This is a genomic window from Brucella sp. (assembly GCF_032066345.1).
Lineage (GTDB): Bacteria > Pseudomonadota > Alphaproteobacteria > Rhizobiales > Rhizobiaceae > Brucella > Brucella pseudogrignonensis.
On record NZ_DAMBKZ010000030.1, the window covers coordinates 21,077 to 41,307 of the forward strand.

The following is a 20,231-nucleotide window of genomic DNA, read 5'->3' on the forward strand; positions in this document are numbered from 1 at the left end:
TCAGCATCAGCATCTGCGTCGGCATCTGCGTCCGCATCGGCGTCTGCATCAGCATCCGCATCAGCATCGGCGTCCGCGTCGGCATCCGCGTCAGCATCGGCATCAGCGTCTGCGTCGGCGTCAGCATCGGCATCCGCATCGGCATCAGCGTCTGCGTCGGCATCAGCATCAGCATCGGCATCAGCGTCGGCATCCGCATCAGCGTCAGCGTCTGCGTCGGCATCCGCATCAGCATCGGCGTCCGCGTCGGCATCCGCGTCAGCATCAGCATCTGCGTCAGCATCGGCATCGGCATCAGCATCTGCGTCGGCATCAGCATCCGCATCCGCATCTGCGTCGGCATCAGCGTCTGCGTCGGCATCAGCATCAGCATCTGCGTCGGCATCGGCATCAGCGTCTGCGTCTGCGTCAGCATCTGCGTCTGCGTCGGCGTCAGCATCAGCATCAGCATCAGCATCGGCATCGGCATCAGCATCTGCGTCAGCATCGGCATCGGCATCAGCATCTGCGTCCGCATCGCCTTCGACCACATTAGGAGCAATTACAGAACCAGGTCCTGAAACATTTTGGGCCGCATCAGTGAGTGTCACCGAAAGCAGCTGTCCGTCATCTTGGGGGGGATTAAGGCTAATTGTAAAATTACCGTTCTGGTCGACAGTGCCTTCACCAACGATAGTACCATCAGGGCCGCGAACGATAACCTTTGCGCCCGGTTCGCCCTTACCGGTCAACTGCGTACCGTCATCATTGACGTCAAGTTCCGTTGGAGCGTTCGGCGCAAGCGTATCTGGCAAAGTTGCTGATGTTCCAGGCGACTGGTTACCCGATCCGTCAGTCAAGGTAACAGTAACATTCTGTCCATTGCTCGGAGGAAGAGTAAACGTGCCAGTACCGTCGCCCGACAAGATAATAGTTCCGATTACCTCACCTTGCGAATTGTGAATTTTCGCTGTTGTGTTGGGCTCGCCTTTTATCGTGATGGTGCGCCCATCTTCTCCGACAGTGACGGTAGGCGCATTCGGCGCTTCATTGTCAGAATCGGCATCCGCGTCGGCATCAGAATCTGCGTCCGCGTCATTATCATCATCACCGCGCGACGATGCTCCGATCGCGGCACCTATGGCGCCCAGACCAGCAAGGCCCAGCAGAACCGGGCCCAAACCACCACCGCCGCCACCGGCAAGCTGATCAACGGATTGTATCTCGGAGAAATTGAAATCGGCTAAGCCATCGCTGTGATTACCGGCCCACAGCTTACCATGATCATCCTGCAGGACGAGGTCGTTATCCTCGCCGTTTTGATAATGCGTATAGAAATGAACAATTCGGATTGTTTCGCCATTATGCAGTCGAATAAGGAGATCGTCGCCAACCTTCTGGTATTCCGCTATCGCATCTGGATTGAGCGACAGTTTAACAATGCTAGGTCCTGAAAGGACGATGTTATCACCAGTAATGGTACGCGAGCTGCCGCTCACCTTATTCGTAACAACTGCAACCATGACTCTCTCCTCAACCGAAACTGAGCTTCAAGGGCCTATGTGAAACAGAACTCGAACTATTGAGAGAGCGCTTATCTATGGCATCAATATTATTTAAAATGTGAACTAAATATTAAATACAAATAGGACCAACCGCAAAGTATAAACCTTGCGTAAAGTAAAGCCATAAATCTGCACTTCATAATAGTTGCGGAGAACACCCCTCGAAGACGATAAATACCCGTCTCAAAATTTCGTTATCGGTAGAGGTTTGTCTATGCTGATATCGACTCCTTTTGTATAATAAATACAAAATGTACTAATTAAGTTGTATGTTTTGGACTACCTATCGTTGAGCTCTTCTCCTGAAGGATGCAGGGCTTGTTCCAATAATTCTCCCAAAAAAACGAGTAAGATGGACCTGATCTGCGAAACCGCACTCATGCGCGATTTCAGCAATCGGCATCTGCGTTTCCATCAAAAGGTCGCGCGCCTTATCAACGCGGCGGCGAATGATGTATTGGTGCAGCGTGACATTCGTTGCCCTCTTGAACAGACGGGCAAATTGCGCAGCCCCCACTCCGGCGGTATTGGCAAGCTTATCGATAACAATGCGACGATGTAGGTTTTCATCGATGTAATCGAATGTCTTTTGAAGTGTAGGAAGAGAAAGTCCAGCATCAGGGTTAAGATCACCCGATGTCAGTGTAGAATATTTCGATACGACACGCGCAACAAGAAGACGCGCTATATATTGCACTTCAATGGATGAAAACCGTCCACCGACATACAGTATATCTTTAACGGAATTAATTGTCTGTTCCAGGAATTCGTCATAGATGGAAAGACTGTAGTCAAGCCTGAATAGGTTATTGCTAACGGATGAAAATTCTAGAAAAACATCATCCATCAGGTTCTTGGATATATATATATTTATAACTTCAGCATTACTATTTATCGAAACTTTCAAACTCTCGTCCGGAGGAATTACAATAATTGATCCGGGCTGCAGATAAAGTTCCGATAACTCTCCGCCTATCTGCCAAGCTCCTTGCAGATGCCCTTTAAGGACCATGGCAACCAATAGCGAATCGACGGGCTGGAATACGGAATTAAATGGTTGCAGACGTGCCGTGTAGGCAAACAAGTTTTTCCAGCCGTGATCAGAACTTGTCTTTAGAATTTCAATAGCTTCAACGTTTCTTACATCATGGAATGCAACCAAATTCCCCTCTGTATTTGGCATATATCCTCCATAAACATTGATATTTCGGATTATCCTAAACTAATAATATCTATTAAAAAATCAAACCTATCTCCTTTCATTTTTGTGAATATCTTTAAAACTAAATCATAATAAATAGATAGCAATAAGCATATTGCCCGAAATCATGAGCAAAAACTTTAATTAGTAAATACTAAAATTAGAAGTAATGTTATTTTTTACATCAGCCGTTATTTTTTCGCTTTGTTCAGAGCTAGACTCCGGTCGCGAAAACTTAAATTAAATGGAAATAATTTCCATATTTGAAGGCCGCGCAAGAAAATCGTCGGTAACTGCAGTCGTAAAACGCGAACGATTCCAAATATTTCAGCCTCATTTGGCTCATCAGATTACAACCAAAGCGCGATTAAAAATCAGATATGTCTTGAAACCGCTTAAAGACGTTATTGCCAGCGGCTTCCGGGCATGTGCGGCAAAGCTTCTCTGGCATCAAGGGAATTGCAGGCCTATATCAGGCTCGAAGGCCGTTCTTGCGGCAGCAATCCAATTGGCACCGAAAATGACCGCTCTTATAAACCAGCCCCATCCATCCATCGACAAAGCGTCTATCAAACAACTGGTCGACACGTTTTATGGACGTGCGCGGGAAGATGCCGTCATTGGCCCAATCTTCACGCAAGCGGTGGCGGATTGGGATCACCACCTTGATCAAATCGCGGAATTCTGGTCATCGGTCATTCTGAAAACCGGCAGCTATGAAGGGCGCCCCATGCCGCCGCATCTGCGACTTGGCCTGAAAGGCGATCATTTCGACCGCTGGCTGGAGCTGTTTGAACAGACGGCGCGCGAGGTTTTCCCGCCCGAAGGCGCCATTGTCTTTATCGATCGCGCCCGACGTATCGCCGATAGTTTTGAAATGGCAATCGCAACCCATGGCGGGACGATTTCTACCCCGCGCCATTCGCGTAAGCCTCTCTAAAACATATCGCGGAAAAGTAGGAACCTATCTTCGGATAAGATCAGCGTCTAAGACAAAACAAAAAGCCTGCCTCTGATGAAGAGGCAGGCTTTGAAGTTTTATGCGGCAGGCTTGGACTGTTCCGCCTCAAGCTGCTGCTTGTGGCGCAGCAACATGCCGTAAAGATCGCGCGGCTCATCCGGATCAGCCAGAAGATCGAGCTGCTCATAGAAGCCCGTATCCTGGAGCTTATCGCGAACATAGCGCAGTGCCGAAAAGTCTTCCGTAGCAAAGCCGACCGAATCGAACAGCGTAATCTGACGCGCATCCTTGCGGCCTTCAGTCTTGCCAGTAATCACTTCCCACAATTCATTGACGGGATAATCTTCCGGAAGCTGCTGAATTTCGCCTTCGATGCGAGTCTGCGGTGGATACTCGACGAAGATGTCCGAGCGACGCAGAATATCGCCATGAAGCTCGGTCTTGCCGGGGCAATCACCGCCAACCGCGTTGATATGAACGCCAGCGCCAACCATGTTGTCGGTCAGGATCGTGGCATTGAGCTTGTCGGCGGTTACGGTGGTGATGATGTCCGCACCCTCAACCACTTCTTCGACATCCTTGCAGATCACGATATCAATGCCTGCGCCTTCGAGATTGCGCGCGCATTTTTCCGAAGCCGTGCGGTCAATATCGTAAAGACGTAACTTGTCGATGCCGAGAATTGCCTTGAACGCCAAAGCCTGAAATTCGCTCTGCGCGCCATTGCCGATGATCGCCATCGTGCGTGCGTTCTTTGGTGCAAGATGCTTGGCCGCAACGGCCGATGTTGCAGCAGTGCGAAGCGCCGTCAAAATGGTCATTTCGGTCAGAAGCATCGGGTACCCGCTGCCAACATCCGAGAGAACGCCAAAAGCCGTCACCGTCTGCAGGCCGTCGCGCGTGTTCTTTGGATGACCATTCACATATTTGAAGCCGTACATCGTACCGTCGCTTGTCGGCATCAGTTCGATCACGCCTTCATCGGAATGCGAAGCCACGCGCGGCGTCTTGTCGAAGCTTTCCCAGCGACGGAAATCCTCTTCCACATAATCGGCGAGTTCCTTGAGGAAGGTTTCGACACCGACGGAAAGCACCAGCTTCATCATGTGATCGACACTGACAAAAGGGACGATATTGAGGTTCGGTTGGGTCATTCTTGCTCCTTAGCATTCAGCGGCAGACCATTGATCCGCCAGCAGCGAATGCGGTTTCTGAATTCAATAATTTATGGTTGGACGATCCATGACGCTGCGGCCCAACAGGCTCGCCATCAGGTCGACCATCACCGTTGCGGTGCGTCCGCGTTCATCGAGAAACGGGTTAAGCTCAACCAGATCGAGGCTTGTCACCAGATCGCTGTCGTGCAGCATTTCCATGATGAGATGCGCTTCACGGAAGGTCGCGCCGCCCGGAACCGTGGTGCCGACAGCTGGCGCAATCGACGGCTCAAGGAAATCGACGTCCAAGCTCACATGCAGAAGACCGTTTTCGTCCTTCACGCGCTGCAGGAAGCGGCGCAGCAGCGCTGCCACACCGTGCTCATCGATAAGGCGCATATCAAAAACAGACACAGCAGTTTTCTGGATCGCATCGCGTTCTGCGGGATCAACACTGCGAATACCCATCATGCAGACATTGGCTGGATCAATCGGTGCTGCCAATGCCGGGAAATAGCCTTCAAAGCCCTTCTGGCCCGTATAATAGGCCACAGGCGTACCATGCAGATTGCCACTGCCCGTTGTTTCCAGCGTATGGAAATCCGTATGCGCATCAAGCCACAGCACAAATTGCTTGCGACCCTTTTCCGCGGCGCGACGTGCAATGCCGGGAACAGTGCCTGCTGCAAGAAGATGATCGCCACCGAGGAAGATCGGGAAACCGTCTTCGCTCTCACGATAAGCGGCTTCACTGATGGCTTCGATCCAGGCGACAGCCTGCGGCAAAGCCTTGATCACAGGATTGGGATGGGTCAGCGGGCGCTGTTCAGCCGGGGCCAGATTTCCCAGATCGGTAAACTCATGACCGAGTTCACGAATCGCATCCGCAATGCCAGCGGCTCGATAACCGTCGGGCCCCATATTGCAGCCCAGACGTCCAGTGCCTTCCTGAACCGGCAATCCCAAAATCTTGCAATGCATAAAGTGCTGCTCCTGAGAAATTAAAGCATTTCCAGCAAAAGTGCGAAGCGGTTTTGCGTAGGCAAATGCATAGTAACAAAAAGATGGAGCGGCTCACGATTCTGTAGCAACTGGAGCCGCTCTATCGCCATAGATTGACCATTTAAGCTTGGCGATGTGAAGCAACCGGATTGGCAATTTTAACGGTTTGGTTTATCAGAATGTCGGATTGGCTTTTCAAAATGGAGAAAACATGGACGATCTGGATGAAAAGCTTATCACGCTTTTACGTCACAATGGCCGACGCAGCATTTCGGATGTGGCAATCGATCTCGGCGTTTCGCGCGCAACCGTCCGCTCCCGCATGGAACGTCTGGAACAGTCCGGCGACATCATCGGCTATACGGTGATCCTGCGCTCTGACGCTGTTGATCTGCCGGTGCGCGGTATCATGATGATCGAAATCGAAGGCCATGTCGCCGACCGTGTGGTCAAAGCGCTTGGCGGTTTCTCCGAAATTTCAGCCATCCACACCACCAATGGTCGTTTCGATCTGGTGGTGGAGCTGGGCGCTGCAACGCTGACAGATTTCGATGCTGTGCTGCGCCGCATCCGGCTGGTGCCGGGGATCAAGGCCAGCGAAACCAATCTATTGTTGGCAACACCGCGCTCAACGCGCGCACGTCTCTAATAAAAAAGCCCGGCTCAAGGCCAGGCTTTCTATTTTATGAGTAAGTGTCTGAATTAAAAAGCGGCAGGCCGTGGCGAAAATGGTGATTTTCGAGCACCGAAGCGGAGTGTACTTTCGGGTACATGAGCATCGGAACGCAAACAAATTGCCATTTGCAGACTGGCATGGCGGCTTTTTTCACTTCTATTAGGCGAGGATCGGATAATCCGTGTAACCCTTAGCGCCACCGCCATACATATGCTGCTGATCCAGCTCGTTGAGCGGTGAATTGTCCTTCAAACGACGGACAAGGTCAGGGTTGGAGATGAACGGCTTGCCAAAGGCAACCACATCAGCGCGACCGCTTTCGATTTCCTGTTCAGCCAGTTCGCGATCATAGCCATTATTGACCATCCAGGCAGCTTCGCCACCGGCATCACGATAAACCTGCTTGAGACGCGCATAATCGAATGGCTGTGGACCCTGCTGGAAATCGCGTGGGCCGCCGGTCGCACCTTCGATGATGTGAACATATGCAAGACCGTAAGAGGCAAGCTTTTCGAGCACATAATCAAACAGCGGCTGCGGATCGGAATCTGATGCATCATTGGCAGGCGTTACCGGCGAAAGACGAATACCAACTTTGCCCGGCGCAACCGACTTGGTGATTGCGTCCACCACTTCAAACAGGAATCGTGCGCGGTTTTCGATGGAGCCGCCATATTCATCGGTGCGATGATTGCTGTCCGAACGCAGGAACTGGTCGATCAGATAGCCGTTTGCAGCATGGATTTCGACGCCGTCAAAACCAGCCACTTCAACCGCATCCTTTGCAGCCTTGGCATAGGTCGCAACGATCTCCGGAAGCTCGCTCTTTTCAAGCGCGCGTGGCTCTGAGGTTGGTGCAAATTCGCCGGTGCCGTCCGGATGCACGAGATAGGTCTTCGACTTGGCCGTGATGGCCGAAGGCGCAACCGGCTTGCCGCCATTTGGCTGCAGGCTGTCGTGCGAAATACGGCCCACATGCCACATCTGCACGACGATCTTGCCGCCTGCGCTGTGAACAGCGTCGGTGACGCGCTTCCAGCCTGCAAGCTGCTCGTCCGAATAAAGGCCCGGCACATCGGCATAGCCCTGCCCCTGATGGCTGATCGGCGTTGCCTCGGTGATGATGAGACCAGCACTTGCGCGCTGTTCATAATAGGTGACATTGAGGTCGTTTGGCACAGCGCGGGGCGAGCGATTGCGCGTCAGCGGTGCCATAACGATACGGTTGGCAAGCTTGAGATCGCCGACTGTAACTGGATCGAACAATGTGGCCATAGATACATTTCCTTCAAGTGGGAACGATTGGGCAAATGAGATTAAAGATCGGACAGTGATTTGAGCAAGGCGGCAATCGCCTCCTCATCGCGCTTGTAGAAGGTCCATTGGCCAACGCGATGGGGCGTAATCAGCCCCGCTTTCGTCAGCACGGACAAATGAGCAGAAACGGTGGACTGGGAGAGGCCGCACCGCTCGAACTGACCGGCGCACACACCCATCTCCAGGGGCATGTGCTGAGCGGAGAAATGCTTCTCCGGCTGCTTGAGCCAGCTTAAAATGTCGAGACGAACTGGATGGCCAAGTGCTTTGAGTATCTCGTCCAACGGCATAGCCAATGAATTAGGCTGTGCTACAGATTGAATGTCCGACATCATGGTCACCTCGCTGATCTTCATTCATATCGTCATTTCACGATATATGTATCGCTCAATTCCGATTTTAAAAGACCCTGCGCGTTCACAGGCGCGTGAACAAAGAATATATATGCTTTCCTGTGGACCATTATGACGGTCGTGATTGCGTCAAAAACCTATCCGACTATGTTCGCGTAAAGATTTGAGATTGGAATGAATATGGCCAACGATATTAAGCGAATTGCCGCAATCATTGCAGCGGAGATCAACGCAAAGCCCGAACAGGCCATAGCAGCCATTGGTCTTCTCGATGAAGGCTCGACTGTGCCGTTCGTCGCCCGTTACCGCAAGGAAGTCACCGGCGGCCTTGACGATACGCAGCTGCGCACGCTGGATGAGCGACTTTCTTATCTGCGTGAACTTGAAGCACGGCGCACTTCCATTCTGGAATCGATCCGCGGGCAGGAAAAGCTGACGCCGGAACTGGAGCTGAAAATCGCAGGCGTCCAGACCAAGGCCGAACTTGAGGACCTCTATCTTCCCTATAAGCCTAAGCGCCGCACCAAAGCGGAAATCGCACGCGAACGTGGTCTTGGCCCGCTTGCCGAAGCTATTCTGAGCGACCGCAGGCTGGTTCCAGCGGATATTGCCGCGCAATATGTCACCGGCGACGTTGCCGATGTGAAAGCAGCTCTTGAAGGCGCGCGCGACATCATTGCCGAAGGCTTCACCGAGAATGCTGAACTGATCGGTAATCTGCGTAACTATCTCAAAGATCGCGCTGTTCTGCGCTCGCGCGTTGTCGATGGCAAACAGGACGCAGGCGCGAAGTTCTCCGATTATTTCGACCATTCCGAACGCTGGGCAAATGTTGCAGGCCACCGCGCTCTGGCCATGCTGCGCGGTCGCAACGAGGATTTTCTGTCGCTCGACATTGAAATCGATGCTGATGATACCTCGCCGGTAAAGCCGGTCGAACGCAAAATTGCAGCCGCCTATAATATCGGCGCAACCCTGCCCGGCGACCGCTGGCTGATGGAAGTTGCAGGCTGGGCATGGCGCGTCAAGCTCTCGCTCTCCTTGTCACTCGACCTCATGCGCGACCTGCGTGAACGCGCCGAGGAAGAAGCCATCAACGTCTTCGCCCGCAACTTGAAAGACCTCTTGCTCGCCGCCCCAGCCGGTTCGCGTGCCACCATGGGTCTTGATCCGGGCATCCGCACCGGCGTCAAAGTCGCAATCGTCGATGGCACTGGCAAACTGCTCGACACAACGACGGTCTATCCGTTTCCGCCAAAAAACGATGTGCGTGGCACCCAGGCCGAGCTTGCAAGCCTGATCCGCAAACACAAGATCGAGCTGATTGCGATTGGCAACGGCACAGGCAGCCGCGAAACCGAACGTCTTGTCGTGGATATGCTCAACGACCTGCCAGCGCCAAAGCCGCTCAAAGTCATCGTGTCGGAAGCAGGTGCATCGGTCTATTCGGCGTCAGAAGCTGCAGCGAACGAATTTCCGCAGCTCGACGTATCGCTGCGTGGTGCCGTTTCCATCGCCCGCCGACTGCAGGACCCATTGGCAGAGCTCGTCAAGATCGAGCCGAAATCCATCGGTGTTGGCCAGTATCAGCATGATGTCGATCAGTCCCGTCTGGCGCGTTCGCTCGATGCAGTGGTCGAAGATGCGGTGAACGCTGTCGGCGTTGATCTCAACACGGCATCCGCCTCACTGCTGGCGCGTGTATCGGGCCTGGGAAAGTCGCTCGCCGAAGCAATTGTTGCGCATCGCGATGACGCCGGTGCCTTCAAGAACCGCAAGGAACTTCTGAAAGTCGCTCGCCTCGGCAACCGCGCTTTTGAACAATGCGCAGGCTTTCTGCGTATTGCCAACGGCACCGAGCCGCTTGATGCGTCCTCCGTTCACCCTGAAGCCTATGGCGTTGCCAAAAAGATCGTTTCCGCCTGCGGCCGCGATGTGCGCAGCCTCATGGGTGATAGCGCAGCACTTAAAAGCCTCGATCCGCGCGTCTTTGTCGATGAGCGTTTTGGTCTGCCAACCGTGCGTGACATTATCGCCGAGCTTGATAAGCCGGGCCGCGATCCGCGCCCTGAATTCAGGACAGCCACCTTTGCCGATGGCATCGATGACATCAAGGATCTGAAACCCGGCATGATGCTGGAAGGCACTGTCACAAACGTTGCTGCCTTTGGTGCCTTTGTCGATATCGGTGTGCATCAGGACGGACTTGTCCATGTTTCGCAGCTCGCTGATAAGTTTGTCAAAGACCCGCATGAAGTGGTCAAGGCTGGCGATGTGGTGAAGGTGCGCGTGACGGAAGTGGATGTGCCACGCAAGCGCATCGGCCTCACAATGCGCAAAGACGGCGGCGAAGCCCCTGCCCCGCGCAACAATGCGCAGCGCGACACGAAACCTGCACAAAAGCAAAACTTCACCCCGCGCAAACAGGAACAGCCGTCAACCGGCGGTTTCGGTGCAGCCCTTCTGGAAGCGATGAAGAAGAAATAAGCTAAATCTTGTTGCCGATTGGAAAGCCGGTTGAGACTTTTCTCACCGGCATTTCATCGGTGGGAATAATCCAGCCACCGCGAATAGCGATGCGAACCTCATCGCCTTCTTCCAGTCTTACCGGATCGCGCACTTCAAAATGCAGATGAATATCCGGTTTTGTCAGCGGATGTGCCTCGATGCGCGAACCGCCACCGCGATAGACAGAACGTTTGACCCGCACAGAGATGCCGCCGGTTTCGGTCAATGCCAGATCTTCTGCGCGAACGCAGAGCTGCGCATTGGCACGCGGCATTTCAATCCCGGAACAACGCACCTCAGCACGGCTTCCCAGCACCAGCGCCTCACAATGTCCCGCTTGCGCAAAAGACACGACCTCCGCAGGCAGAACCATGCCGTGCGCGATGAAGGACGCGACCATTTCGCTGGCCGGTTCCTCGTAAAGCTTGCGCGGCGTATCGAACTGCTGAAGCTTGCCGTGATCAAGCACCGCAATCCGGTCAGCAAGCGCCATGGCCTCGGCCTGGTCATGCGTGATGTAGATAATCGTCGTACCGGTGCGCTTGTGGAAAGCCGCAAACTCGTCTTCCATCGAAGCACGCAAATGCACATCAAGATTGGCAAGCGGTTCGTCAAACAAGACCAGCGAAGGGGCTGCTACCAGACAGCGGGCCAAAGCCACACGCTGCCGCTGACCACCTGAAAGATTGGCCGGGCGGCGATCACCAAAACCGTCCAGATCGACCAACGCCAGCGCTTGGCGAACGCGGGCCTCGCGCTCGGCTTTGGCAACCTTTGCCACCCGCAGACTATAGCCGACATTCTCGGCGACCGTCATATGCGGCCAGAGCGCATAATTCTGGAAGACGATACCAACCTGCCGCTTTTCCGGTGGCACGTTGCCGTCAACATGGGAAACGCGGCTGTCCCCAATATGGATTTCGCCACCATCGACATCTTCAAAACCTGCAATCATCCGCAGAAGCGTGGTCTTGCCGCAGCCGGATGGTCCGAGAATGGCAACAAATTCGCCGTCCTTCACATCAAGCGACACTTCAGACAGGGCCTGAAAATCGTTGAAGACCTTGGAAACAGAAGCGATTTTCAGTCGCGCCATGGCAGCACCCCGTTTGGAAGACGCCGCGCAAACAGATTTGTTGCAAGCATCAGCATGAATGTCACCGCAACGGCCAGAATAGATATGGCAGCCGCATAGGCGGAATCGCCCGCCTGTTCAAAAGAAAACATCACCACGCCCAGCGTTTCCGATCCCGACGCCCAGAGAAGCGCCGAAACCGTCAACTCACAGAATGCGGTCATGAAAATTAGCACGCCGCCTGCAAGCGTCGCTGGTGCGACAAGAGGAAATATAATGGTCCTGAGGCGATAGAAAAGACCAGCACCTGCAATTCGCGCGGCTTCTTCCAGCGCACGGTCAATCTGGTGAAGGCCAGCAACCGTTGGCCGGAGCGCCAGCACAAAGAAGCGTGCGAGATAGGCAAACAGGATGATCCAGAGTGTATTATAGAGGCTGACACCCACCACCGGCAGCGGCTTTAAGAACATCAGCAGGCAAGCAATAGCCAGCACCACGCCCGGTAACGCATAGGGCATCTCGGCTGCAAAATTGAGGATCGGCGTCCAGCGCCGTTTGCGCCAAGCGAGCATATAGGCAAGCGGAACCGCAATCAGCACAGCAAAGACAGCCGCTGCAAAGGACAGCATCAGGCTATTGCCAAAAGCGCGGGCTGATCCGCTGTGTTCAAGCATGACAAAGCGGAAATTTTCAAGCGTTGCCGTCGCAAATGTAAGCGGCACGCCATAGGCCGGAACCAGTGCTGAAAGCGTTAGGCCAATCAGCGGCAGAAACAGCACGATCACGATCAACAGCCATGCAGCCAGTTCCGCCCAAATACGCCATACGCCAAGCGCAAAAGGTGCAGCTGGAAGCGACGTTGAAACAATACGGAAATCACGACGGCGCGAGGCGTAATCTTGCGCTGCGATCCCTGCCATGGCGATCAGACCGATCAGCACAGAAAGCACTGCGACGCTGGAGAGCACCGCTGGCCCACCGCCCGCAAGACGCTGATAAATCAGCGTTGGCAAAACGAGGTAATTCGACGGAATCCCGAGAAACGCCGGGATGCCGAAATTGCCGACACACGACACGAAAGCCAACGCCGCAGCGCCGATAATCGATGGCGTCATCAGCGGCAGAATGATGGTGCGCAGAACAGTCCATTTACTGGCACCGGCACTCAGACCCGCTTCCACCAGCTCGCGTGGAAGCTTGCGCAGACCAGCGCGCACAATCAGAAAGACCAGCGGTCCATATTGCACGCCCAGCAGAAAGATAATGCCCCAGACAGAATAGAGCGGATTGCGGCTTCCCAGCGGCGGTGCCATGCCGATGATCTTGAGGAACTGGCTGGAAGGCCCAAAAAGTTGGAGCCATGCAAGTGCTGTTACCTGCGGGGCGATCAGCAGCGGGGTCACATAAAACAGCACGAAGACATTGCGCCCGCGCATATCTGTGAGGCCAACGAGCAACGCCGCAACAATGCCAAATACCAGCGCCAGCAGCGTGCCGCCAATACCGATCTGCAGGGAATGCCAGGTGGCAACCCATGTCGAGCGGTTGCTCAATGTTTCTGAAAGAACGGATGTCGAAAGCTGTCCCTGCGGCGCAACAAGCTCAACAAGCAGACGCGCCATCGGCAGAAGCGACAGCACCGCAACAATCAGCGTTACACCAACAATCAGGGCCGTATCACGGCCCTGAAGATCTCGAAACATCCGCATTTTCGCTTTTTATCCGCCAAACAGCTCGGAGAACTGCTTCTTGTCGGCATCAGTCTGATCGAGAACCTTCTGGGTGTCGATCGACATGATGTTGATCTTGGTGCCTTCTGGCAGCCATGCAGGGCGACCAACGCCGTCCTTGGCAGGCAGATAGCCCTGCTCAAGTGCCAGCTTCTGGCCATCGTCCGACAGGATGAAATCAACGAATTTCTTGGCACCATCGACGTTCTTGGCGGTCGCCATGATCGCAACGGGTTCGGTCACAGCAGGCACACCTTCCGACGGGAAGACGAACTCGATCGGCGAACCCTTGGCTTTGGCATTGAGCGCCATGAAGTCAACGAGAATGCCATATGGCTTTTCACCACTCGCAACTGACTTCAGCACAGCGCCATTGCCCTTGACGCTTGCAAGTTCATTGGTCTTGAGGTTCTTGAAATAATCCCAGCCGAGATCCTTGTTGAGCGCGAAACCGCTCAGGAGATAGGCCGCAGCACCCGAATAAAGCGGGCTTGGCATAACAACCTGGTCCTTATAGTCAGCCTTGGCGAGATCGGCCCAATGTTCAGGCTTCTGGCTCGCACCCGTGTTGTATGCGATACCAGTGGTGATCAGCTTGGAGCCGAAATAAGTCTTGTCGGCGTCATAGCTATCCGCTGCAAAACCATCAACTTTGGCATCCGTATAAGACAGAAGGCGCTTGTCCTTCTTGAGACCTTCCATCGTCACCGCATCAGCGATCAGCAGAACGTCGGGCTGTGGCGCGCCAGCTGAAAATTCAGCGGCAAGCTTGGTGAGGAGTTCGCTCGTTCCCGAACGGAAAATCTGCACATCCGTGTCCGGATTGGCCTTGCGGAAAGCTTCAACCGTCTTGGTCGCATCGGCTTCCGGCTGCGACGTGTAAAGCGTCAGCGTGTCAGCCTGTGCGACAGCCATGGACAGAGCAAGAAGAGCTGGAATGGCCGTAGCCCGCTTCAACATCTTGGTCATGGAGTTTGCTCCTCGAATTTCTGTGTGATTTTCAGCAGCATGTGCCGCTGCTCCAGCGTGATTACGCTGCATACGAGCTGAAATGGCGCAGATACTGTCATATCGAGAAGCGCGATCATTCCTGTTCATGACTCACCTGTCAAACAAGTCTGTAAAACATCTGCCAGAAAATCGGAAACGATTTCAGAAAGCAAAATGCCCTCCGGCAGACTAAGGGTCAGCAGAAGGGCATTTCAGATTGATTTGCCTTCCGCATCTCTTCCACCCCGGAAGCGATGCGGATGCCATAAAGGGCTTAGGCTTCAATTATATGACAATGTGAAGCAGCTTTAGATAATTATCTCAGCCGCGTGTGCTACCTGAGCGCCCGCTTCATAATAGGCTTCGCGCAGACCACGGAAACTCTGTTCCCTCGGATCGCTAACCGGCAGTGGCAGATCAGCTTCCCCGATCTCGCCTGAAACCAGCTTTGCAAGATGCTTGCCAAACACTGTTCCCGGCGCAATACCGCGTCCGTTATAACCCGAGAAGCCCACGACATTGCGTGCGAGGCGATGGAACTTCGGCAGACTGTCATTGGTCATGCCGATCTTGCCGTACCATTCCGACTCAAATTCCACTTCGCCGATTTGCGGGAAGAGACGCTTGAGCGACTTCTTTGCCCATGCCTTATGCACACTCGCACCCGTATTGCGCAGCGCACCGACGCTGCCAAACACAAGACGGCCCTGCTGGTCAAAACGGAAAGACGACAAAACTTCTTTGGTGTCCCATGCGCCCTGACGCTCCGGCAGAATGGAACGCTTGATATTGTCCGAGAGAGGCTTGGTGGCCATGTTGAAATATGGAAGGTGCACAAGCTCGGCGCGCACTTCCGGCCACGGCACATTGGTATAGGCGTTGGTTGCAACCACGATCCAATCGGCTGTCACCGTACCGGAAGCAGTCTTGACCACCCATTTGCCGTTTTGTTCGCTGGCACCGGTCACAGGGCTTCCCGTGAAAATCCGGGCACCGGCAGCAACGGCTGCATGTGCAAGCCCGCGCACATAGGCAAGCGGCTGAATTGTACCGGCGCGCAGATCGAGCAGCGACCCGGAATAGGCCTTGGTGCCGACCTTGGCTTCGGTTTCCTGCGCGTCGAGCAGTTTTACATTGGCACCGCGCCGCGCCCACTGTTCGTAGCGGTCTTCAAGTTCCTTGAGACCCTTCTTGCCAACAGCGCAATGCAGCGTGCCCTGTTTCTCAACTTCGCAGGCAATCTTGTGTTTCTCGATGATTTCAAAAACCAGCTTCGGCGCATTGCCGAGCACATCGAGCAGACGGTCGCCATATTGATGACCAAGCACGCCCGGCAGATCATCCGGCATAACCCACATGCCCGCATTGACGAGGCCCACATTGCGGCCCGAGCCGCCGTAACCGATTTCAATGCCTTCCAGCACGACAGCGTTGGTGCCTTTTTCAGCCAGATGCAAAGCCGTCGAAAGGCCGGTAAATCCGCCGCCCACAATCACCACATCGGCAGACAGATCGCCTTTCAGCGATGTAGTCTTCGGTGCGGCTGGAGCGGTCTTCTCCCAAAGACCATGCGAGCGAGGATCGTTCAACATTGAAGGCAACCATTTCTTATTTTGGAAAACTGGCGGTTTTTACCGTCGCAACTATTTCATGCTGTGGAAGCCACAAGAACAGCAATATTTCTGCAACAATTCATGCCTATTCGGAATGACCTATACTAAAGAACGACGTTCCCCACCTGCCCTGCGATCCACTGACAGAAGACCTGTGTCAGCGGGTTCTCAAGTTTGCCTTCCGGAACCACAAGATAATAGTCATTCTCGGTCCGCATCGGCTGCTCGAAAAGCATGACCAGTTCGCCGTTACGCAATTCCTGTTCAATCAGATAAAGCGGCAAAAGTGCGAAGCCAAGGCCTGCAAGTGCCGCCCCGATCACCATCGAAAACTGATCAAAACGGTGGCCACGATAAGCGGACTTGCCTTCAACACCACAGCTTTCAAACCATTGCGCCCACATTTTAGGCCGTGTCGCGAGATGCAGCAGCGGCTCGTTTTCCAGCTCTTCCGGGGTTGCCGGATGGCGCGCTTTAAGAAGGCTCGGGCTTGCAACAGGCACAATCACCTCTGAACATAGGAAAGTGCAGGTCGCATGTGCCCAGACCGGCTGGCCATAATGGATGGCAAGATCGAAAGGCTGCTCTTCAAAGTCAAAAACGCCGGAACGCGAGGCCACATTGATTGCAATGCCGGGATGTTTTTCGACGAAATCCGGAATACGCGGCATCAGCCAGCGCGTACCAAATGTCGGCAGCGTCGCCACGCTGAATGAAGAGGTAGACTGCGCCGACGCCATGGCGCGCAGCATCGTGTCCTCAGTCTGGTTGAGCAGACGCCGCACTTCCGGCAGGAACTTTCGTCCTGCATCAGAGAGAAGAATGCGCTGGCGGATGCGCTCAAACAGCAATACACCGAGCTGGCTTTCCAGATCCTTGATCTGACGGCTGACAGCACTCTGCGTGAGGTTCAATTCGTTGGCGGCCTGCGTGAAACTGCCATGTCGGGCCGCACATTCAAACGCTTGTAGCGTGGCAATGTCGGGGATCAGTCTCCTGCTAAGCTTCATTCCAATCTCGCATTAACATAGTTGCGTTCGTCGCGATCATAACGGCAAAACGGCTGATATGATACATTTTCATCATAATCGCGGTGTGTTTTTTATTTTCTAACATACCTCCCAAGCAGACGATCCAACTTCTACGGAAGCTCTTGCAATGAACGCGCAGAAATTCGTTTCACCGGACGCCATTCGCTCCGCCTTTTCGGCAGCTATGTCGGCCATGTATAAGGAAGAAGTGCCTGCTTATGGCACATTGATGGAACTCGTCTCCGATGTGAACGCAAAGGTTCTCGCAGACGACAAGCATCTGCATGAGCGTCTGACGGAAACAGATTCGCTCGAACGCATTTCCGAAGAACGTCACGGTGCAATTCGTTTGGGCACTGCCGCTGAGCTGTCGATGATGCGCCGCGTTTTCTCGGTCATGGGCATGTTCCCGGTTGGCTACTACGATTTGAGCGCTGCTGGCGTGCCAGTGCATTCCACCGCTTTCCGCCCGATCGACGATGCAGCACTCAAGCACAATCCGTTCCGTGTTTTCACCTCATTGCTGCGCCTTGATCTGATCTCTGATGAGAAGCTGCGCGCAGAATCGGAAGACGTGCTCGCGAAGCGCAACATCTTCACGCCGGGCGCGATTGCGCTTGTCGAAAAGGCGGAAGCCAATGGTGGCCTTGATGAAGGTGATGCGAAGACCTTCGTTGCAGAAGTGCTCGAAACTTTCCGCTGGCACGATCATGCCAATGTCAGTGCCGAGCTTTACCATCGCCTCCACGATGCGCATCGCCTGATCGCCGACGTTGTTTCCTTCAAGGGTCCGCACATCAACCACCTGACACCACGCACGCTCGACATCGACGCCGTGCAGGTTCAGATGCCAGATCGCGGCATCAACCCGAAGGCAGTTGTCGAAGGTCCGCCAACCCGCAAATGCCCGATCCTTCTGCGCCAGACCTCGTTCAAGGCACTGGAAGAAGAAGTTTCGTTCGTAAGCGCAGACGGCACCTGGACCCCAGGCTCCCACACTGCCCGTTTCGGTGAAATCGAACAGCGTGGCGTAGCGTTAACGCCAAAGGGTCGCGCGCTTTACGACAAGCTGCTCAACGACACCCGCGCAGTTGCGCGCCCAGCGCCAGATGGTTCAAACTCGGCTGAATATGTGAAGGCACTGAGCGACACCTTTGCCGCTTTCCCTGACACATGGGCAGGCGTGCGTGAAGAAGCGCTTGGCTATTTCGCCTATTCGGTCAAGGATGCCGCACGTCTTGCAGCATTCAAGCCTGATACCGATATTGAAACTCTGATCGAAGGCGGCGCAGTCCAGTTCGATCCGATCATCTATGAAGACTTCCTGCCGGTCAGTGCCGCTGGTATCTTCCAGTCCAATCTGGGCGACGACGACGCGCAGGATTTTGTGGAAAGCCCGAACCAGAAGCGTTTCGAGGAAGACCTTGGCGCCAAAGTTCTTAATGAATTCGAGCATTATGCTCGCATCGAACGCGAATCCATCGAAGCTGTACAGGCCCGCCTGAGCGGTCTTGAAGCAGCAGAATAATCAGACAGGTTAAGAGGATAAACATGAACACCGCTGTTAAAAAACTCGACGTGAAAAAAGAAGCCGCTGATCTGCTTTCAAAGCTTGGCGTTGACGCAGCCATTTACACGTCGGGCGACCTCGCTGGCTTCAGCCCGGTCTCCGGTGAACAGATCGCTTCGATCAAAACTCACAGCAAAGAAGATGCAGTCAAGATCATCGACAAGGCTGACGAAGCTTTCCGCGCTTGGCGCACTGTTCCAGCTCCAAAGCGTGGCGAACTGATCCGCCTTCTGGGTGAAGAACTCCGCGCTTCCAAGGAAGATCTCGGCCGTCTCGTTTCGCTCGAAGCTGGCAAGATCCCTTCGGAAGGCCTCGGCGAAGTACAGGAAATGATCGATATCTGCGATTTCGCAGTCGGTCTGTCGCGTCAGCTCTACGGTCTCACCATCGCAACCGAACGCGCTGGCCATCGCATGATGGAAACCTGGCATCCGCTTGGCGTCGTCGGCGTTATCTCGGCCTTCAACTTCCCTGTTGCTGTCTGGGCATGGAACTCCGCTCTCGCTATCGTTTGCGGCAACTCGGTTGTCTGGAAGCCATCGGAAAAGACCCTGCTCACCGCTATTGCATGTGACGCAATCCTGAAGCGCGCCATCAAGCGTTTTGGCGATGCTCCAGAAGGTCTGGCTGAAGTTGTACTCGGCGACCGTACGGTTGGTGAAGTTCTCGTTGACAGCCCGAAGGTTCCTGTTCTTTCGGCAACCGGTTCGACCCGCATGGGCCGCGAAGTTGGTCCACGCCTTGCAAAGCGTTTTGCGCGTGCAATCCTCGAACTCGGCGGCAACAATGCCGGTATCGTCTGCCCATCGGCCGATCTCGACATGGCGCTGCGTGCAATCGCTTTCGGTGCAATGGGCACCGCTGGTCAGCGTTGCACCACGCTCCGTCGTCTGTTCGTACATGAAAGCGTTTACGACGCTCTCGTTCCACGTCTGCAGAAGGCATATGCCAGCGTTACCGTTGGTTCCCCGCTCGAAACCACAGCTCTGGTTGGTCCGTTGATCGACAAGGTTGCTTTCGACAACATGCAGAAGGCACTCAAGGAAGCAGCCGCTCACGGCGGCAAGGTACAGGGCGGCGAACGCGTCGATGCTGGCCATGAAAACGCTTACTACGTGCGTCCGGCTATCGTCGAAATGCCAAAGCAGCAGGGTCCGGTTCTCGAAGAAACCTTCGCACCGATCCTTTACGTCATGAAGTATTCCGACTTCGACGACGTACTTGCGAGCCATAACGAAGTTGGCGCAGGCCTGTCTTCGTCGATCTTCACGCTGAACCTGCAGGAAGCAGAGCGCTTCCTTTCGGTTGAAGGTTCGGATTGCGGTATTGCAAACGTCAATATCGGCACTTCGGGTGCTGAAATCGGCGGCGCGTTCGGCGGCGAAAAGGAAACCGGTGGCGGCCGTGAATCGGGTTCGGATGCGTGGAAGGGCTATATGCGCCGCGCAACCAACACCATCAACTACTCGAAGGCTCTGCCGCTCGCACAGGGCGTTTCCTTCG

General features: G+C 54.3%; 16 protein-coding genes. 5 read left to right on the top strand and 11 right to left on the bottom strand.

Going from position 1 to position 20,231, the window contains the following annotated elements; all coding sequences use genetic code 11:
- Both RT142_RS22940 and RT142_RS22945 read right to left on the bottom strand, forming a co-directional pair.
- Window positions 1-1,502 (bottom strand): Ig-like domain-containing protein (locus tag RT142_RS22940; RefSeq protein ID WP_313031844.1); only part of this gene is annotated, 1,502 nt, incomplete at its 3' end.
- 325 nt (window positions 1,503-1,827) lie between these two features.
- Window positions 1,828-2,727 carry an AraC family transcriptional regulator gene (locus RT142_RS22945; protein ID WP_313031847.1) on the bottom strand — a complete coding sequence of 300 codons (900 nt, stop codon included), beginning with the start codon at window positions 2,725-2,727 and terminating at the stop codon, window positions 1,828-1,830.
- Between the two features lie 538 nt (window positions 2,728-3,265).
- Here RT142_RS22945 and RT142_RS22950 point away from each other — a divergent pair.
- The gene (locus RT142_RS22950) at window positions 3,266-3,685 is read left to right on the top strand and encodes a group III truncated hemoglobin (RefSeq protein WP_215775599.1); all 420 of its coding nucleotides are present in this window, start codon (window positions 3,266-3,268) and stop codon (window positions 3,683-3,685) included.
- Between the two features lie 98 nt (window positions 3,686-3,783).
- Here the strand turns inward: RT142_RS22950 and RT142_RS22955 are convergent, their stop codons facing one another.
- Window positions 3,784-4,860 carry an ornithine cyclodeaminase gene (locus tag RT142_RS22955; protein ID WP_313031851.1) on the bottom strand — a complete coding sequence of 359 codons (1,077 nt, stop codon included), beginning with the start codon at window positions 4,858-4,860 and terminating at the stop codon, window positions 3,784-3,786.
- Window positions 4,861-4,923: 63 nt separating this feature from the next.
- Window positions 4,924-5,844 (bottom strand): arginase, encoded by a 921-nt coding sequence (gene rocF / locus RT142_RS22960; protein WP_064320911.1) that lies wholly within the window; start codon window positions 5,842-5,844, stop codon window positions 4,924-4,926.
- 232 nt (window positions 5,845-6,076) lie between these two features.
- Between rocF and RT142_RS22965 the strand changes: the two genes are divergently transcribed.
- Window positions 6,077-6,514 (top strand): Lrp/AsnC family transcriptional regulator, encoded by a 438-nt coding sequence (locus RT142_RS22965; RefSeq protein ID WP_007876167.1) that lies wholly within the window; start codon window positions 6,077-6,079, stop codon window positions 6,512-6,514.
- Between the two features lie 186 nt (window positions 6,515-6,700).
- Here RT142_RS22965 and RT142_RS22970 read toward each other — a convergent pair whose 3' ends face one another.
- Entirely contained in the window at window positions 6,701-7,816 is a 1,116-nt protein-coding gene (locus RT142_RS22970; RefSeq protein ID WP_007876168.1) for an alkene reductase, read from the bottom strand.
- A gap of 41 nt (window positions 7,817-7,857) precedes the next feature.
- A complete protein-coding gene (locus RT142_RS22975) occupies window positions 7,858-8,148 on the bottom strand; it encodes an ArsR/SmtB family transcription factor (RefSeq protein ID WP_007876169.1) in 291 nt (96 codons plus the stop codon).
- Window positions 8,149-8,391: 243 nt separating this feature from the next.
- On the opposite strand from RT142_RS22975, the gene RT142_RS22980 reads away from it, so the two are divergent.
- The gene (locus tag RT142_RS22980) at window positions 8,392-10,698 is read left to right on the top strand and encodes a Tex family protein (protein ID WP_313031856.1); all 2,307 of its coding nucleotides are present in this window, start codon (window positions 8,392-8,394) and stop codon (window positions 10,696-10,698) included.
- A 1-nt stretch (window position 10,699) separates the two neighbouring features.
- Here the strand turns inward: RT142_RS22980 and RT142_RS22985 are convergent, their stop codons facing one another.
- The 5 genes from RT142_RS22985 to RT142_RS23005 all read right to left on the bottom strand — a co-directional run bounded on the left by RT142_RS22985 (window position 10,700) and on the right by RT142_RS23005 (window position 17,137).
- Window positions 10,700-11,815, bottom strand: a complete 1,116-nt coding sequence (locus RT142_RS22985) for an ABC transporter ATP-binding protein (RefSeq protein WP_313031860.1) — start codon at window positions 11,813-11,815, stop codon at window positions 10,700-10,702.
- Window positions 11,803-13,503 (bottom strand): ABC transporter permease, encoded by a 1,701-nt coding sequence (locus RT142_RS22990; protein WP_112805558.1) that lies wholly within the window; start codon window positions 13,501-13,503, stop codon window positions 11,803-11,805. Before RT142_RS22990 ends, RT142_RS22985 begins: the two co-directional genes overlap by 13 nt.
- A 9-nt stretch (window positions 13,504-13,512) precedes the next feature.
- Window positions 13,513-14,493: an ABC transporter substrate-binding protein gene (locus RT142_RS22995; protein WP_313031862.1), complete on the bottom strand. Its 981-nt coding sequence runs from the start codon at window positions 14,491-14,493 to the stop codon at window positions 13,513-13,515.
- A 329-nt stretch (window positions 14,494-14,822) separates the two neighbouring features.
- Window positions 14,823-16,106, bottom strand: coding sequence for an NAD(P)/FAD-dependent oxidoreductase (locus tag RT142_RS23000; protein WP_064320917.1), 1,284 nt, complete (start codon window positions 16,104-16,106; stop codon window positions 14,823-14,825).
- Between the two features lie 125 nt (window positions 16,107-16,231).
- Window positions 16,232-17,137, bottom strand: a complete 906-nt coding sequence (locus RT142_RS23005) for a LysR family transcriptional regulator (protein ID WP_007876178.1) — start codon at window positions 17,135-17,137, stop codon at window positions 16,232-16,234.
- Between the two features lie 148 nt (window positions 17,138-17,285).
- On the opposite strand from RT142_RS23005, the gene RT142_RS23010 reads away from it, so the two are divergent.
- Entirely contained in the window at window positions 17,286-18,686 is a 1,401-nt protein-coding gene (locus RT142_RS23010) for a VOC family protein (protein ID WP_313031870.1), read from the top strand.
- A 23-nt stretch (window positions 18,687-18,709) separates the two neighbouring features.
- The coding region (locus RT142_RS23015; RefSeq protein ID WP_313031873.1) for an aldehyde dehydrogenase family protein at window positions 18,710-20,231 on the top strand (1,522 nt) is incomplete at its 3' end.

Coding starts and splice junctions, on each gene's coding strand:
- RT142_RS22945 (WP_313031847.1), bottom strand. CDS start 2,727: ATGCCAAATACAGAGGGGAATTTGGTTGCATTCCATGATGTAAGAAAC.
- RT142_RS22950 (WP_215775599.1), top strand. CDS start 3,266: ATGACCGCTCTTATAAACCAGCCCCATCCATCCATCGACAAAGCGTCT.
- RT142_RS22955 (WP_313031851.1), bottom strand. CDS start 4,860: ATGACCCAACCGAACCTCAATATCGTCCCTTTTGTCAGTGTCGATCAC.
- rocF (WP_064320911.1), bottom strand. CDS start 5,844: ATGCATTGCAAGATTTTGGGATTGCCGGTTCAGGAAGGCACTGGACGT.
- RT142_RS22965 (WP_007876167.1), top strand. CDS start 6,077: ATGGACGATCTGGATGAAAAGCTTATCACGCTTTTACGTCACAATGGC.
- RT142_RS22970 (WP_007876168.1), bottom strand. CDS start 7,816: ATGGCCACATTGTTCGATCCAGTTACAGTCGGCGATCTCAAGCTTGCC.
- RT142_RS22975 (WP_007876169.1), bottom strand. CDS start 8,148: ATGCCGTTGGACGAGATACTCAAAGCACTTGGCCATCCAGTTCGTCTC.
- RT142_RS22980 (WP_313031856.1), top strand. CDS start 8,392: ATGGCCAACGATATTAAGCGAATTGCCGCAATCATTGCAGCGGAGATC.
- RT142_RS22985 (WP_313031860.1), bottom strand. CDS start 11,815: ATGGCGCGACTGAAAATCGCTTCTGTTTCCAAGGTCTTCAACGATTTT.
- RT142_RS22990 (WP_112805558.1), bottom strand. CDS start 13,503: ATGCGGATGTTTCGAGATCTTCAGGGCCGTGATACGGCCCTGATTGTT.
- RT142_RS22995 (WP_313031862.1), bottom strand. CDS start 14,493: ATGACCAAGATGTTGAAGCGGGCTACGGCCATTCCAGCTCTTCTTGCT.
- RT142_RS23000 (WP_064320917.1), bottom strand. CDS start 16,106: ATGTTGAACGATCCTCGCTCGCATGGTCTTTGGGAGAAGACCGCTCCA.
- RT142_RS23005 (WP_007876178.1), bottom strand. CDS start 17,137: ATGAAGCTTAGCAGGAGACTGATCCCCGACATTGCCACGCTACAAGCG.
- RT142_RS23010 (WP_313031870.1), top strand. CDS start 17,286: ATGAACGCGCAGAAATTCGTTTCACCGGACGCCATTCGCTCCGCCTTT.